Here is a 17172-nt window from a genome sequence, read left to right as displayed (position 1 = left end):
CCTATGAGATTAAAATTTTCTTTGGTTTCATACGCATGATGCCAATTGAGGCAATGATGACAGCAAGGAAACTAATGCCTAAGCCAAAGCCACCAAGCTCGATTAATTCCTTCATCGATAATGTAATATCTAAATCACTAATTTGCTCCTGTACATCAGCAGCTTGTGACATATTGCCGCCCATTGCAGGACCTCCTTGGCCACCGCCACTTGGCATCCCTGATGGAGCTCCGCCACCTTGACCGCCACCCATTCCAGGGCCGCCTTGTGCATTTGAAGCGGTATCCGTTGTTTGTGTCGTCGTTTGCTGTTCAATCAATTGCTTACCGACTGCGTTGCCGACAAACTGACCGCTCACACCGGCTACTGCTAGCGCAATAACAAGTACAAAGACAAGCTCTGTAAAGAACTGGTCGATGATTTTACTGCGTTTTTCACCTAGAGACATGAGGACACCAATTTCATATTTACGTTCACGAATGGTTAGCATCACGATCAACGCTAGGATAACGGTACCGGCTACTGCTACTAAAATGACGATTTTATTCGCGAAGCTTTTCACGTTATCAAGCGGCTGTACCATTTGTTGATATACTTGGTCATTTGTTGTTAATGAATACGTATCTGTATCTAAGCCCGTTGCTTCTGCTGCTTTCACAAAGGTATCCATTTTTTCTGGATCTGTTACGTTAAAGACAACGGAATCTGCCGTATTTTTATAGTCGCTACCTTTGACTTTATTCGCAAATGTGTATGATGTATAAATCGTGTTGTACGGATTTAATGACGCCATTTGCATACTACGTGCGTCTGTTGCTTCGGTTGATTTATAAATACCGACAACGCTTAATTTATACGTTTTGTCGTCACCTTTAACTTTAATTGTATCGCCAACAGCAATATCATTCGCTTCTGCTAGATTTGTTTCAATGACGGCTTTATTGGAGTCTGCATCGGCTTCTGTAATGCCTACACCATCAATGATTTCCGCTGTGCCACCTGTAAACGATGAGGCAGTTGCTGTTGCATTTGTACCTGAGATTGAAATATCACCTTGTGATGCCATTTCAGGCATTTGCATACCACCTGGACCACCTTGCTGCTCAGTGTCGCTATTATCAGATGAATCTTCTGATGAAATAGCATCAAATGATTTTGCGTTCACAGTCGTTGTTGATGACAATGAATACGATGACAAGTTATCGAGTGCGGTGATTTTTTCAACATCATCTAAATCGATTGGTGTAATGCTGAAGCTACTAGGGTCTGGTCGCTCACCATCACGAGTATTCTCCTGCATCTCCTTCATCGCATTTTCCATATTGGCTGAAAGCGTTACTGTAGCCCCCATACTTTTCTTAGCATTTTCTGCAGCCGTAAGTGAGGCGCTTTGAATCGTCAAACCCGCAAGAATGAAAATTAAAATAGCTGAGAATACAAATGTCAGTAATAGTGAACGACCGACTTTTGCTTTTGTGCTATAAAAAGCACGTTTTAAAAAGTTCATATTATTTCCTCCTATAAGTAAAATGTGTGACCATTGAGTGATTAAAATGGCTCGTGCTGTCGTTTACATTTGTTAGTATAGAAAGGTTGTGCGTCAGAAATATGTCAGCATTTAATTTTTTCCAAAATAAAAAAAGAAGCCACCTATTTGTGACTTCTTTTAAAAATTACTTTTCTATGATAGGTTTGCTTCTTTTTTTAATAAGGAAACAAGTTCCGTTGCAGGCAGTACACGAATAGCTGAAAAATTCTCGCCAGCCCACATCGCTAATAAATCTGGACGATCTAATTCGCCCGCTTTTTTTCGTAGCGGCTGTGTCACATAATGTAGCTCCGGGTACGCTTGTGGGGCATCATTGTAGCGCAGCATAAAGTCATTTTCTAACCCGCGTGCTAAGCGCCCGGTATAGGCGCGCGTCAATGCTGTCTTCGTAAAATGCCCATCTAATAATGCTTTAATATGCGTTGGCTTCGTTCCGCTCTCCGGACAGCATAGAAAAGCGGTACCAAGCTGCGCAGCACGTGCTCCGGCATCTAGTACTTCGCGAATACTAGCCCCATCCATCATGCCACCTGCTGCAATCACCGGAATATCAATAGCCGCCACAACATCTTTTACAAGCTGCGCAAGCGGCGGTGTCTCTACTGGGTCTCTATCGTCAAAGGACGCACGATGACCACCCGCTTCAATTCCTTGCACACATACCTCATCTACACCGAGCTTTTCGGCTTGCTGTGCCTCTTCTACTGAGGTAACCGTTTGAACCGTTTGAATGCCGGCTTTTTTTAATTGTAGCACGTGCGCTGGTGTCGGCATATTAAACGTGAAACTTACGACCGGCACTTTTTCATCTAGCATAAGCTGGAATTTTGCTGACCACTCATCATCTGAATAGGCATAATCCCCAATTGTTGTATCGATTAACTCTGCTTCAATTGCGAGTTTTTCACAATAGTTTTTCGTGAACGCTGTTTGTCCATTCGGCTGTGCTGGCACGAATAAATTGACGCCAAAATAATCCGTTCCAAGTGCTCGTAACGAATGAATTTCCTCCTTTAGCGCAGCAACCGTTTTATAGCCGCCTGCTAAATAACCAAATCCACCCGCCTGTGCAACTGCATGTACGAGCGCAGGTGTCGCATTGCCACCCGCCATTGGTGCTTGAATAATTTCATACATTCTATTCCCCCCTATCTGCTTTAAGCATACCCTATTTTTCGGCATAAAAAAAAGAGGTGGGCTAAGCCCGACCTCTTATAAATTAGCGTACACCTAATGCCATTTTTGCGTAACGTGACATATGTTCCTTAGACCAAGGTGGATTCCATACGATATTTACGTCTACATCTTTTACTTCAGGAAGTTCGAAAAGCGCTGTACGAATTTGATCAACGATAACAGGACCTAATGGGCAGCCCATTGATGTCAGTGTCATCGTAATCATCGCAGTGCCTTCGTCATTCATATCAACATCATATACTAAACCAAGGTTAACGATGTCGATACCTAGTTCAGGGTCGATGACATTTTCTAGTGCACCTAGAATGCTATCTTTTAAATCTGCTTCAATTGCCATGAGAACGTAACTCCTCTCTCTATAGTAGATACCTCTATCATACAATTAACGCAAATGCTCTGCAAGCCAAGCAACTCCGGCAAGCATCCCGCTACGATTTACTTTATGTCCCTCATTCTTCGCAATATCAAAACGAATCAACTCTGGATTGTTTTCATATAAAGGCTGGAACTTTGCGACATACGTATCGTAGGCCAAATTAAATGGTACGGTTTTATCTTGCTTCCCATGCCAGAAATAAACAGGACGATTGTTTAGTTTTTCAGGTGTTAAGCTTAAATCAAGCGATGTTAGGGTATTCATTAAATCCGTAAGTTCTTGCTCTGTCAGCTGTAAGTCAAAGCCTTGCGCTTCAATTTGTGCTAATTGACCTTTTGCTAATGTCACGTATGTAGCGGTACCCATGTAAACAGCGGCCGTTTCAACAAAGTCGAAAACCTTTAAGCAGCCCAGTGTTGTAATGCCGCCCATCGATGTACCAGCTAAGCCAAAGCGACCTGTAAAACCTTTGCGACGTAGCTCTTCATAAAGGAATTTTACTTCTTGAATATTTGTTAGCACTGTTTCCCAAAAACGTAAGCTCATTTCAATGGTATTCAATCCTTGTGAGCGCTCACCGTGTAAAATAGCATCCGGCATCAGCACACGCATTCCTTGCTGTACTAAATTGTATGCGTAGTGAAGATTATGCTCTTTCGCACTTTGAAAACCATGAATGAAAAGTACGATTGGTGTATCAGCAGTCGCCTTTTCTTCATCATAAACGTGTAATAAAGGGATATTTCCCCATTTTCCATTAGCTACTATCATGTATTTTCAGCTCCTATTCATTCCTATCCTATCAAAAATGCCATTTCATGACAAAACTTTGACGCAGTACAAAAGAAAAAGTAAACTTATTTCGATAGTATTTACGATTTAGTAAGAAAGGGGTAAAAATATAATGAAGCCTCATTTAATTGTGTTAGACTTAGATGGTACGCTATTAACTGATGACAAAATAATTTCTGCACATACAAAGCATGCACTCAAAATGGCACGTGCTGAGGGACATCAGGTCATGATTGCGACAGGACGTCCTTATCGTGCTAGTAAATTATATTATAATGAATTAGATTTAATGACACCGATTGTTAATTTCAACGGTGCCTATGTTCATCATCCAAGAGCCGCAGCCTTTCATGCGATGCACACACCGATTGGCTTGCTTGATGTGCATGACATCGTAGATTCGCTTGCACCGTTTCAGCTTGATAATATTTTAGCCGAGGTGAAAGATGACGTGTATATCCAAAATCACGATGCGCGTCTACTCGATATTTTAAGCATGGGGAATCCCGTTATTACAGAGGGGCCTTTAGCTCAAACGCTTAAATCTTCACCTACTAGTATTTTATTGCAAGCAAAAGAAAATGATGTAGCAGTGATTCGTAAGCATTTAGCGGATACAAAAGCTGATTTGATAGACCATCGTCGCTGGGGAGACCCGTGGCATGTTATAGAAATTGTACATCGTGGTATTCATAAAGCAAAAGGTGTTGCGCATGTATCGCGTGAATTAGGTATTCCACGCGAACGCATTATTGCTTTTGGTGACGAGGATAATGATTTAGAAATGATTGATTATGTAGGCCTTGGTGTTGCAATGGACAATGCCATTCCTCAATTAAAAAACATAGCGAATGAAATAACAGCCAGCAATAACGAGGACGGGATTGCGGCGCTTTTAGCTGATCGATTACAGCTGAAATTATAGGAGGGTTTTTTTATGAAAATTTTTACCGATAGTGCCTGTGACTTACCAAAGGCATATTTTACTGAGCATGATGTCCATTTATTCCCACTACGTGTTGAAATTAGTGGTCAAGAATTTGACGACGTAGTAGGCATCGAACCAATCGAAATTTACAATCAAATTCGTAATGGCAATCGCCCGAAAACATCACAAGTATCGCCTGAAGCATTCTTAACGGCTTTTACAGAGCTTGCAAAATCAGGCGAACAAGGCTTATACATTGCCTTTTCTTCTAATTTATCAGGCACGTATTCAACAGCAATGATGCTACGTGAACAAGTACGCGAAGAGTATCCTGATTTACAGCTTGAAATTATCGATACGAAGTGTGCATCACTTGGTATGGGACTTGTTGTTGAAGAAGCCGTGCGTTTACGTGATGAAAACTTCTCATATGAAGAAGTCATCAACCGCACACGTTTCCAAGCGGAGCATATGGAACACCTCTTTACAGTAGAAGATTTAGATTTCCTAGCAAAAGGTGGTCGCGTGTCAAAATCTAGCGCATTTATCGGTGGCTTATTAAACATTAAACCACTAATGCATATGGAAGATGGCAAACTTGTGCCGATTGAAAAAATTCGTGGCCGTAAAAAAGTCTTTAAACGCATTATCGAAGTAATGGCTGAACGCGGTGAAAACTTATCAGACCAAGTGATTGGTATTTCACACGGTGATGATATGGATGCTGCAAATGAAATGAAACGTATGATTGTTGATGCTTTCCATCCAAAAGCCGTTCAAATCGAGATTGTTGGTTCAACGATTGCCTCTCATACGGGGCCAAGTGTTATTGCAATTTTCTTCTTAAATCGCCAATTTAACGTATAAAAAAACAGGGGTCGCGACTGCGACTCCTGTTTTTTTATGGTCATTAGTTACCGAATAAATTAATACCTACTGGTAAATAGCTACCTACTAGGAATGTGATAATAAAAACAACGATAAAGCCAATCATAAAGCCTTTGCCATTTTTACCTTTTTGATTCTTCACTAATGCCATTTCCATTAGGCCAATTGTGACAACACCTAAAACAAGCTTGATACCATACATCATATCGTTGATGCCATGGTAATTTAAGAATAATAATAGGCCTGAAACAATAATGAAAATGTAGAACAAGCGTAAAATCATATGTGTTACTTTACGACCTTTTGCATCTGGTCTTGAGAAATAAGCAACGAAAAATAAAATGATGCCGACTGCCCAAGCCGTGATGTGCAAATGCGTCGTACTAGATAATGCGTCCATCATGATGATGTCCCCCTCAAAAATTTAAATTTGTGCACTTTTATCGTATCAAAGCCGTTTTAACTATACAACTGATAAAAACCCCCTGGACCAAAGTTCAGGGGGTTTTGTGCCGAATTCGACAATTATTCGAAACGATTCACTAAAGTACCAATACCTTCGATTGATACTTTCACTGTATCGCCTGCTTTTAAGAATTGTGGTGGTGTCATCCCTTTACCAACACCGGCTGGCGTACCTGTTAAAATAACATCTCCTGGCTCTAATGTGACAAGGCTTGAGATTTCAACGATCAAGTCTTCAACTGTGTGCATCATTTGGGCAGTTGTGCCATTTTGACGTACTTCGTCATTTACTTTTGTTACGACCGTTAATTTTTGTGGATCAGGAATTTCATCTTTCGTTACAAGGTATGGACCCATTGGGCAAGAACCATCTAATGATTTCCCTAAGAAATATTGTTTATGTTTATCTTGTAGGTTACGTGCTGTAATGTCGTTGGCAATTGTATAACCAAATACATAGTCGAACGCTAAACCTTTCGGAATGTTTTTCCCTTTTTTACCGATAACTACGGCTAATTCACCTTCGTAATCAAGTGAATCCGTTACATCTGCATGCACAGATAATGTTTCTTCATCTGCTGCAATGGCAGTTGGCGCTTTAGTGAATACGACGATATCTTGAGGTGCTTCGCCGCCCATTTCTTTCGCATGCTCACTGTAGTTTTTACCGACGCAGATAATATTTTTCGTCGTACGTGGAATCGGTGCTAACCATTCAATTTCTGTAAATGCACGTTTGAAATCTGCTGGATTTTCTGATTTCTCCGCAGCTTCCACTAACTTACGTGCAGCTTCAACGAATTCAAAGCCAAATGTCATCCCTTCAACGATTGTTTTAGCGAATGATGGTAATACTTGTAGTTGTTCTTGGATTGCTAGCACGTCCCAAACGGCTTCCTCTTTTTTTACTTTAGGTCCGAAGCTAACAACATCGTTATAGCGAAATGATAAAATTTTCATGAATAGTAGCACTCCTTCTTCTTTTTTCCATCATACATCATTTTCTAAATAATTTCCTCCATTTTCGTGCGAATTTTCGGTAAGTTATGAATTTCCACACAATTTGTTGAAATTTCTCTAAAAATGGACATGAAGATGAAAAGAATAACATGGTGACAACGCATTTTCTAACGAATCATTGCGACTTCATCATGTTTTTACAATAATATTCTACAGTACCACTGTTTCGCTACTATCAAACGCATAAATTACTTTTTCTGCAATTTTTATTCCTAAAATACATTCGATTGCCTCTGTGTAAAGTGCCAGCTGAATCTCATATCGTTCACGAAGTGCTTGCTCTGGATTCGCATGATTTTTTAAACGGTCGGTCTTGTAATCGAGCAGAATCCACTCCCCTGTCGGCATTTCAAGTAAGCAGTCAATAATCCCTTGAACGATTTGCTCATCACCATCTGCATCGACTCTGCGATACGTAAATGGTAGCTCACGATGAATTGCTTTTGCCTCTTTGAAACGCGTACCAATGGAAGAGTCGAAAAAGGCTAAAATATTTTTATAATAAATTGTTTTTGCTTCTGCTTCTGTTAACAGTTCATTTTCTACAAGCTGTTCAACGAATGCAGCTACTTGTGGAATCGTCGCAAAGCCTTGCTGTGGTGCATGCTGCATAACGGTATGCATCGCTGTCCCCGCTTCTGCTGCTGTCATCTTCTTCTCCTGCATAAAACGCGGACGTGTTGCAACGCGCTGTGCGGATGGCTTAGTCGTCGCAAAAATTTCTGGTAGTTCCTGCTGCTCAAGCGTTTGCAGACGCTTCAATTCACTAACAGAGGCCTTTGAGCGTTTATGCAAGCGATTTTTATGCGGATACGGGGTATCAAAGCGTTGTTCAATACGTGCTAGTAACGCTTTATCCACTGGTGTATCCGCTACTTCTACGACTTCATCTTCGACTGTTGCCGCCTGGAATGTCGTCGCATCAACGATTTGAACATCAAAGCGCGACGGCTCATCAGGTCGTGCAGACAATACCATATCAAGCGTCTGTTGGTAATCTGCATGACGCGCAATAGCTGGACCAACCCAGTCAAAATAATTTGAGGCGGTTCGGCGTATATACGGCGGTAGTGGCTCATCGAGAGAAAGCTGTTGCATCTCATGCCACGTAATCGCGGTGTTTTCCCAGTTTTTCACTGTACCGACTAAAAATAGCTTTTCTTTTGCACGTGTCATGGCTACATAAAGGACGCGCATTTCCTCCGCTTTCATTTCAAGTAACTTTTTCTCCTTCACTGCTAAAAATGGCAGTGAGGTATATTGCAATCTTTTTTCTGGATCAATCATCTTCACCGCTAGGCCAAAGTTTTGGTCAAATAAATACGGTAAATTGAAATCCATTTTATTAAATGGGCGTCCCATTCCTGCCACAAAAACATAGGGGAATTCGAGCCCTTTTGAGCCATGAATCGTCATCAAGCGTACCACGTTTTCTGATTGGCTAATTGCTTTTGCAGTTCCTAAATCTTCACCGCGTAAACGAATACGGTCAACAAAACGTAGGAACCGGAATAACCCACGGAATGCGGTTTTTTCATATGCAATCGCCCGGTCATAAAGCGCACGTAAATTCGCTTGACGCTGCTTACCATTCGACATGGCCCCCGCCATTTCATAATAATTCGTATCCATATACACTTGCCAGATTAATTCTGCAAGTGAACCACGGCGGGCTAAATCTCGCCAATCATCAAACTGTAGTAAAAAGCGCTGTAATTTCTCAGCTGTTCCTGCATGAAGACCGCTACGCTCTTTTAGTACAAATGATTTCAGTGCATCATAAAACGATGCTTTCGGTTCGGCTAAACGAATCGCCGCCAACTCATTTTCCGTCATGCCCACAAATGGCGCACGCAATACAGAGGCGAGTGGAATATCCTGATATGGATTATCGATAATACGTAATGTATTCATCATAATCATCACTTCAAGCTCTTCAAAATAACCGGCTGATAGCTCCGCATACAACGGGATACCGGCCAATTTAAATTCTTCCACAAAATCATTTGACCATGTCATAGAACGCATTAAAATAACAATGTCACGGTACTCCATATCACGCTTCATCGGATTACCCGCCGCATCTTTTTCGTACGCATCATACACCTGTGCACCCGTATCAATGAGCTGTTTAATTTGCCCAATAATATACCGCGCCTCAAGTTGTGATTTCTTCATTTCTTCTTCTGCCTGAAGCTCTGGCGTCTCTGCCTCTTCCTCAAGATCGGGTGTATGCAGTACTGCGAGTGTAATCGGCATATCAAGTTCTGCGTACGGTGCTTGTGGTTTCAATGCAGCCGCATCGTCATAATCGATTTCGCCGACTTCTTCACTCATAATTTGTTTAAAAATGTAGTTCGTGCCATCTAATACTTCGTGACGACTACGGAAGTTCGCATTTAAATCAATTTTCATGCCCGTATTTTCTGCCTGCTCGGTAAAGCGCGCGTACTTATCTAAAAATAGTCCCGGCTCTGCTAATCGGAAGCGATAAATCGAATTGAGTAAGTGCCCAGCGCCTTTCTATATTGCTATAGTAGGTCTCCAAACACTCCTCTCAGAACCGTACGTACACCTCTCGATGTATACGGCTCCCCATTCATCAATCTAGTTTGCCATTATGGAGTTTCACATGACAACTTGCACATAATGCTATTGTCTTTCGTTGTCTTTCAATCATATGTTTTTCCCATAATGCTTTACCTTTAAGGTCTTTAAGCTTACGTACATGGTGCATTTCTAATTTCTCATTACTTCCACACCATTCACATTTTTCCGCTTTCAACCTATCTACAAGGCTTGTTCGAGTTGTGAACTTTTCAGTTGTTGGTAGTTTGTCTATATTGATGTCCTTTTTCTTAATCATTTGATTTTTAACGAATACTTTGTCAATGAAATACCCATACTTAAACCCATTTTTGGTTTCATATTTTATTCTGAAGCGTCCATCTTGTGAAAACCTGCTCCATATTTTTGAGACTCTTGTACGATATTTACTTGCAAATGTTTTTAACATACTTTGTTCCATGATGTAACAGAATTTGTGTATTACACTCGCATTATTTGCTAATCTATAGTAATTATACAAACCACTAATTTCAGCATTGTATTGCATTAAAATTTCAATATCGTCATTGTGTTGCAGTTGGGGTCTTGCTTTTCCTTTCCATTGACCTTCTTTTGTAATTTCTAATGCACCAAGTTCTTTCATCTTACCTTCCCATTTTTCTTTCGGAACATATAATTTTATATGCATATTTTGTCTTGCCTTTATGCCATTACTTCGAGTTACAGTGTAATCTTTACTTCTTTCTGTTGTGATATCATACCCAAGAAATCTTGCTTTTTTTGTTGTGTTTGTTATTAATGTTTTTTCTTGCGATAAATTTAAATTTAACTCTTCTTTTAAGAATTTTGTTAAATTTATTTTAATCTCTTGAGCTTCTTCTTTAGAGCCTATCACACCAATTAAGAAGTCGTCTGCATATCTTGTGTAATGCAATCTTTTAAAGTTTTCATCCATTTCATCTTTTGAAGGAATACTTTTCAATTTTCTTTCTAGTTCTTTCACTTTTTCAAGATACATTTGTCCTTTTTCTGTTGTCATTCCTACTTGGTTTACTCGTTTTTTATAGTGTCTTATTAATGTCGCTACATTCATATATTCTTTGCTATGTTTGCGTTTTGTTCCTATTTCAAATCTTTCTTTATATGCCTTCATGTATTTATCTAATTCATGAAGATATATATTTGATAAAATAGGGCTAATAATACCACCTTGTGGAGTTCCACTATAGCTTTTATGCCATTTCCAGTCTTCTACATATCCTGCTTTTAAGAATTTCCAAATCAAATTAATAAATTTTTCATCTTCAATTCTTTTTCTTAGCAGCTTAATCAGCGCATGGTGTTCAATATTATCAAAGAAGCCCTCTATATCTCCTTCGATAAACCATCGTACTCCGCTTTGGCGTTTTTGGATTTGCATAATCGCCGTATGACAACTTTTATTTGGTCTAAAACCATGTGATGTATCTTCAAAAAGACCTTCGTACATATTTTCTAGTATCATTCTTATTACTTCTTGTACTAATTTATCTTCAAAAGATGGAATCCCTAAAGGTCTTGTTTTTCCATTTTTCTTCGGGATATTTACTCTTCTTACTGGGTTAGGTTGGTAAGTTTGGTTTTTTAGTTTTTCGATTAAGTTTTCAATTTTTTCTAGACTCATACCATCAATTGTTTTACCATCTGTACCTTCTGTCATATTACCTGGTTTCGCATATATTTTTTGGTAAGCCATGTAATAGAATTCCGCGTTGTATAGATTTCGATACAGTTTTGTGTATTTGTAGTTTTCTTCGCTCGAATGTTTTGCTAGATTGGCTAATACTACTAATGGATTTCTCATAGAGCCTCTCGCTCCTTCCCAATTTTGTATTTCACCCGATGAACTGCTCCCCTTCGCCATGTACTAGGCTTTCCCTAGCTCGGACTACTACGAGAGCTCTGTTACCATGCGGGATTTTCAAGAGCCACATTTCTTGCTTTCGCTTGAAATCATCCTCTATAGCTTAGATTAGCATTCCCGTTTAGGTAATCCCCATTTAGCATAGTTAGAACTTCGCTGATGTAATGTCGGATGTGACGTTCGTCCTTTATTCTCTTATCGAGATTGGTTGGTCAAGACTCGCTCGTTGTATCTTGTACATGAAAAGATACAACCAATATAGTAAAGCAAAGCAATCATACTTTACACATGACCACATATCGTTTCAACTACTCTACGATATGGCTGACGTTAGAACCCCTCGGACTGTCATTTAGGCAGTATAGCTTTCATCCTCGTTTACATATTTCACCTCGATATTCGTCTTCGTCTAAGTAGTTTCGACGGATTATACCTTTAATCACATGCTACTGTCCTCAACGGTGTTTCCCCCGCTAAGTTAGTGATTGGTGACAGAGTGTTAATTGCGAGTTAATCTCTGCGAACTTGCCAAAGTTCGAATTCTAATCTACCCTTATGGGCGCACTTGCTTCACATCGCCGACCATAAATAGATTCCCATCTGCCTCAGCACCTGCTTTTACTAATTGTAAAATGGTCTCCTGTAGGCGATTTGTATCCTGGTATTCATCGACAAGCACTTCTTTAAAGCGTGCTTCATACGCTTTGGCGACGTCCGATGCCACAATATTGCCATCAACTTCCTTTGTTAAAATTGCCAGCGCAAAATGCTCTAAATCGGAGAAATCAACGATGCCTTTTTTATTTTTTGCGGCACTATACGCCACAGTAAATTGTTTCGTTAATTCAACAAGCGTTTGCATTAAAGGATACATATGCTGTATTTCCTCTAATAAGCGCTCTGGACTGCGGCTGAAAAATTGCTCGGTCGCATCAGTCAGTACCTTTTTCGCATCATTACGCTTGGCCTTCGCACGGTCTAGTAGTAATTCGTCGCAAGTCCCTTTTTTCTGGGCCTTCAGTTTGCCCCATTTAAACGCTGTGAAAAAGGCATAGGCCTCCTCCCATGAGCGTTCGTTTAGGAATGCTCGAGCTTCGTGTAACAAAATTAAATCTGCCTGCGCGGTTTCACCGTAAGCATCTGGGCCATCCGGTGTATTCGCTAACGCACGTACTTCTAAAATAAGCGCAATAGCCTCGTCGACACTATGCACCATTGTTTGACGAATTGATTGAACAAAATCAAGCTCATCAAGTGACGTCACACCGTCCATATTGTAGCGCTCTGGTAAGTCATCCAACCAGCGGAAAGGCTCTGGATTTACGCGAGCCATATCATACAATTTTTCAATTAACACTTCAATGTCCTGGTCATTACGGTCTGATGTAAAAGCATCCACTAGACGATACATCTCACTTGGATCTGCGACATCATATGCCGCCTCTAATACTTCTGCCATCGTGTCATCTTTTAAAAGTGCCGCTTCATTTTCATTGGCAATACGGAAGCCGGGGTCGATATTTAGTAAATATGCATACTGCTTCACAATCGCTAAACAGAATGAATGCAGTGTTGAAATTTGTGCCTTATTCACAAGCGTTAATTGGCGGCGTAAGTGCTGTGATTCTGGATTCGCCTTTACGGCCTTTTCGAGTGCTGTTGCCATTCGTTGACGCATTTCAGCGGCAGAGGCATTTGTAAACGTCACAACTAATAATTCGTCGACATTAATTGGATTGACTTCATCAATGACCTTTTGTATAAGACGCTCAATCAAAACCGCCGTTTTACCTGAGCCGGCTGCTGCAGAGACGAGTGTATCCTGCCCCTTCGCCCAAATTGCCTTCCACTGGTCATCCGTCCATGTGACGTCCTGCGGTTTAATCGGTAATGTTGTCATCTGCCACCGCCTCCTTACGAATTTTCTCAATTACAACTTCTGGCTTGTCGATTGGCAATGCGCGGTATTGTTGATGCGCGTCATTGACATCAAACTGACAAACCGATTTATAGGAACAATATTCACATGCTGTTTTTTGTTTCATACGATACGGACTAATCGACGTATCACCTTTTAAAATGCCTTGTCCCGCTATTTTATGCTTTTGACGGACGAATTTTTGAAGGTCACCCATATCTTTTTCATTAATGACTGAGCTCCAGCTTGCGGATGTCGAGCCATCCTTTTTTAAGTAAGCCGGGATAATATGAGAACGACCACCATTGTCCGCTAAGTTTTCATCCATTTCAACGAGCACATCTCGATTATCAAGCAGTAGGCCCTTCATTTTGAAGTCCTTCAATACTTCCTGCTCCTGCGCGTCATTACTCAGTACAGCATCCGCTTTTAACATGGGATTGTGGACGTGAATATATAATACACCGCCTGCCTCCGCATGAAGTGGTAGCCATTCACTTGAATTTGTCATCGCAACATCTAAATACGTCAGCATTTGTAGCGATAGCCCATGATAGACATCATTTAAGTCTAATTTTTGCGCAGAAGATTTATAGTCAATCACACGAATATACGGCTTATTATTCACTTCTGTCGCATCAATACGGTCGATTCGTCCACGCATTTGTAGCTTATGCTCATTATCAAGCTGAATAACAAGCGGTGGGAGCATATCGCCCTGTCCTGGACCAAAGGCAGCTTCAATAGCAATTGGCTTAAAGCCCGTCGTTTTAGCATGATTCGCTAGCGACAGCATCGTACGCTCAACGATTTGTGTCAGTTTACGCATAATATAACGATAGCGCGCCGTGCTAAGTAAAATTTTGTGATACAGCATCGGTACAATTTCCGCCACTGCTTCTTGCGAAAGTTTACGGCATTCCTCAACAGACAACTGTCCCCAAGTCAGACCGAGTGCCTCTGTTTTTTCTGAAATGTATTTAAGCGCCGCATGGAATAAATCACCGATAGTTGGCGTTTCGAGGCGGTATTCTTTACGTTCCTCTAAATGCAGTCCATAGGTCGTGAAATGTGAGAATGGACAGCTATAATATTTTTCAATACGCGATACACTCGAAATAATGTCTTTTCCATATAATTCACGTGTATATTCTGGTGTTAGATTTTCAGCGCGATTATGCGTAATAAGTGGCCGCATCAAACGCTTCAGTACATCTTCCCAGTAGGGATCATTCTGATAATATTCCTTCAGTGCAGCCCATGCCGGTGTTAGTGCATCTTGGTCATAGTACTGCTTACGAAGCTGAATCATTAAATACGCGAGAGCCGTACGTGGGTGTGCGATATAATGCCAGTCATCCTCGGTATCAAGCGATTCCTCGGGGCTCATATAAATATAGCGCTCCTCTAAGCCCGGTACGAGATCATGAATTTTCTTCAAATAGGTCGACGGCAAGACACTTTTCCCTTCACTATCTGCCATCGTATAGCTAATAAATAATTCATGCGATGCTACGGTAAATGCACGGTAGGCGATAAAATTTTCCTCAAGTAAACGCTCACGAGAGGTTGGTGCAATCTCATTCCCCGTGCGCTCAAACCACTCGCGCTCCGTATCTGCTAGCAAGCCTTCACGGTCGATACGCTGCGGGTAAACTCCTTCATTCATGCCAATGACAAATACTGCTTTCATATTCATTAAACGCGCTAAATCTGCCGTTACGACTGTCACCTCATCAATTGACGGTGGAATGCGTGAAAACTCAAGTGAATCCAGCCCCTCATCTAAAATTTCAATGAATTCATCAAGCGTTAATTCCACATCGCCAAACATTTCGACGAATTGGTCGAGCACATTCACCCATTCATTCCATGCCTGCTCATGCTCGGTCGCCGCAAGGAGCTTGCCATGCGCATTTTCATAATCTTTTAGCTCTTGTAGCTTCGCAAAAATCGCTAATTCATCAATGAACGTGTATAAAATTTCTGCATAGGCCCGGCCCGTATGTGCTTGCTCTAATTGCTGCTGTAGCTGGTGCAGCGGTTCACGTACAAGTACACGTACCGCTTCAATTTCTTGCTGGAATGCACGCTCTTCATCGGTTTGCTTTGTTGTGAAAAATTCTAAGCCACGGTATTTTTTATACACCCAGCGAATATCATCAAACCAGCGCTCGCCATAAATCCCTTGTGCCATCACAAAGTTTTCTAACCGATCTGCACGCTCGCGCCAAATTTTCTTATCTGCATGTAATGGGAAAAATAAATCCGTCTTAATCGCACGGAAAATCGGCTCATACTTCCAATCCGTTTGAATGCTCTCTAAAATCGAGCGACTAAATTCAATGAGCGGGTGATGCAGCATTGGTTTCTTTTGGCTAATGAAAAACGGAATGTCATATTGCGGAAAAATGGTGGATAGCAGTGGATCATACTGCTCTGCCTGACGGTAAATAATCGCCATTTCATTGTAGGCAATGCCCTCATGTGACAGCGTCCGAATTTTTCGCGCGACCTCATGGATTTCCGCATGAGGATTAACGGCTGCCGCAATATCGAGATGCGCTGTCGTTTTCGCCTGCTTCGGATGATAGTGCTCAAACTGCGATTCAATCGTTTGAAGCGTATCATTGCTATAGCGCATCGTCTGCGTTAAATGGACATCTGGTTTCACTTCAATACCGTTTGAAAACGCGACATCTTTTAAGCGACGTGCTGTATTTGCCGGCTCATAAAATAACGCCTGCTCATCATCTGCATCAAACTCCTGCTCAAATGGTAGTGCTATCGTGACATTTTTTGCGGTCGCAAGAAGCTCTTGCACAAGATCAAACTCCTGCGTGGTAAACGACATAAAGCCATCAATATAAATTGATGCCTCGCGAATCATCGTCGAATGGACTAATTTTTGTTGAAGTAGTGGTAAATAACCCTCGCTATCGACATAGGTCGTCCCCAGTCGCTCCTCAACTGCTGCCTGAATTAATTGAATATCATGCACCTTATCTTGCAATGTGCGCGGTGCGTCTAATTGGTCGAACTCACGTTGAATCAATGCCATCTTGTCGCCATTGACGCTATAGCGGCTTAATTCCTTTAATAGTTGCTCCATTTCTTCTGTAAAGCCACGTTTATCCGCAGCTTTCCCGAAAAGACGTAGCTTATCTTTATTTTCTTCTAGGACACTTTTTAGTAGCATGCGGTAACCAAAGCCATTGAGCTCCTGACGGCTAATCCCACCTGCCTCCTGTAAAATGCGCCATGCTAATCGCTTAAATGATGTGACCTGCACGCGAATTGTTCCGCGTGATTCCCCAGCCATCCACGTTAAATTGCGTTCACTTGAAAATGACATTTGGTCTGGAACAACCATAAATATCGGCGCCCCAAGTGGTTCTTTATTGACTACATCCATGATTTCGCGTTCCATGAAATATGTTTTGCCAACGCCTGCTCGCCCTGAAATGACACGTAAAGCCATCGTACTCCCCCTCTAAAACGTAATTACCTTTATTATACATGGACTTGCCTGTATTCGCACAAAATAAGAACGTATATTCGCTTATTT

12 protein-coding genes are annotated in these 17172 nt (G+C 41.2%); 2 read left to right on the top strand and 10 right to left on the bottom strand.

Annotated elements, in window-relative coordinates; genetic code table 11:
- Position 1: 1 nt before the first annotated feature.
- From ACFSY7_RS19505 to ACFSY7_RS19490, 4 genes are all read right to left on the bottom strand, one after another.
- Entirely contained in the window at positions 2 to 1507 is a 1506-nt protein-coding gene (locus ACFSY7_RS19505; RefSeq protein ID WP_380149305.1) for an ABC transporter permease, read from the bottom strand.
- Between the two features lie 174 nt (positions 1508 to 1681).
- On the bottom strand, positions 1682 to 2686 hold the full coding sequence (locus ACFSY7_RS19500; protein ID WP_380149303.1) for an NAD(P)H-dependent flavin oxidoreductase: 1005 nt from the start codon (positions 2684 to 2686) through the stop codon (positions 1682 to 1684).
- A gap of 82 nt (positions 2687 to 2768) precedes the next feature.
- Positions 2769 to 3083: a metal-sulfur cluster assembly factor gene (locus tag ACFSY7_RS19495; RefSeq protein WP_126990862.1), complete on the bottom strand. Its 315-nt coding sequence runs from the start codon at positions 3081 to 3083 to the stop codon at positions 2769 to 2771.
- 45 nt (positions 3084 to 3128) lie between these two features.
- Complete coding sequence (locus ACFSY7_RS19490; protein WP_380149302.1) at positions 3129 to 3893, bottom strand: prolyl oligopeptidase family serine peptidase; 765 nt, start codon at positions 3891 to 3893, stop codon at positions 3129 to 3131.
- 133 nt (positions 3894 to 4026) lie between these two features.
- Between ACFSY7_RS19490 and ACFSY7_RS19485 the strand changes: the two genes are divergently transcribed.
- Together ACFSY7_RS19485 and ACFSY7_RS19480 are read left to right on the top strand one after the other, a co-directional pair.
- The gene (locus ACFSY7_RS19485) at positions 4027 to 4839 is read left to right on the top strand and encodes a Cof-type HAD-IIB family hydrolase (RefSeq protein WP_380149300.1); all 813 of its coding nucleotides are present in this window, start codon (positions 4027 to 4029) and stop codon (positions 4837 to 4839) included.
- 12 nt (positions 4840 to 4851) lie between these two features.
- On the top strand, positions 4852 to 5709 hold the full coding sequence (locus tag ACFSY7_RS19480) for a DegV family protein (protein WP_380149298.1): 858 nt from the start codon (positions 4852 to 4854) through the stop codon (positions 5707 to 5709).
- Between the two features lie 43 nt (positions 5710 to 5752).
- On the opposite strand, the gene ACFSY7_RS19475 is transcribed toward ACFSY7_RS19480, so the two are convergent.
- The 6 genes from ACFSY7_RS19475 to addB form a co-directional block, all read right to left on the bottom strand.
- Positions 5753 to 6130 carry a YisL family protein gene (locus tag ACFSY7_RS19475; protein WP_380149331.1) on the bottom strand — a complete coding sequence of 126 codons (378 nt, stop codon included), beginning with the start codon at positions 6128 to 6130 and terminating at the stop codon, positions 5753 to 5755.
- A gap of 125 nt (positions 6131 to 6255) precedes the next feature.
- The gene (locus tag ACFSY7_RS19470; RefSeq protein WP_020189229.1) at positions 6256 to 7155 is read right to left on the bottom strand and encodes a fumarylacetoacetate hydrolase family protein; all 900 of its coding nucleotides are present in this window, start codon (positions 7153 to 7155) and stop codon (positions 6256 to 6258) included.
- Positions 7156 to 7365: 210 nt separating this feature from the next.
- A complete protein-coding gene (gene addA, locus ACFSY7_RS19465; RefSeq protein ID WP_449274632.1) occupies positions 7366 to 9711 on the bottom strand; it encodes a helicase-exonuclease AddAB subunit AddA in 2346 nt (781 codons plus the stop codon).
- A gap of 106 nt (positions 9712 to 9817) precedes the next feature.
- Entirely contained in the window at positions 9818 to 11626 is a 1809-nt protein-coding gene (locus ACFSY7_RS19460; protein WP_380149296.1) for a reverse transcriptase/maturase family protein, read from the bottom strand.
- Between the two features lie 613 nt (positions 11627 to 12239).
- Entirely contained in the window at positions 12240 to 13586 is a 1347-nt protein-coding gene (locus ACFSY7_RS19455; protein WP_380149294.1) for a UvrD-helicase domain-containing protein, read from the bottom strand.
- A complete protein-coding gene (gene addB, locus ACFSY7_RS19450; RefSeq protein ID WP_380149293.1) occupies positions 13567 to 17085 on the bottom strand; it encodes a helicase-exonuclease AddAB subunit AddB in 3519 nt (1172 codons plus the stop codon). Before addB ends, ACFSY7_RS19455 begins: the two co-directional genes overlap by 20 nt.
- Between the last annotated feature and the right edge of the window lie 87 nt (positions 17086 to 17172).

The sequence above is a fragment of the Kurthia populi genome, assembly GCF_042686175.1.
Classification (GTDB): domain Bacteria; phylum Bacillota; class Bacilli; order Bacillales_A; family Planococcaceae; genus Kurthia; species Kurthia populi.
Note: the sequence above shows the minus strand (reverse complement) of the source record. Positions and strands in the feature narration are given on the sequence as shown.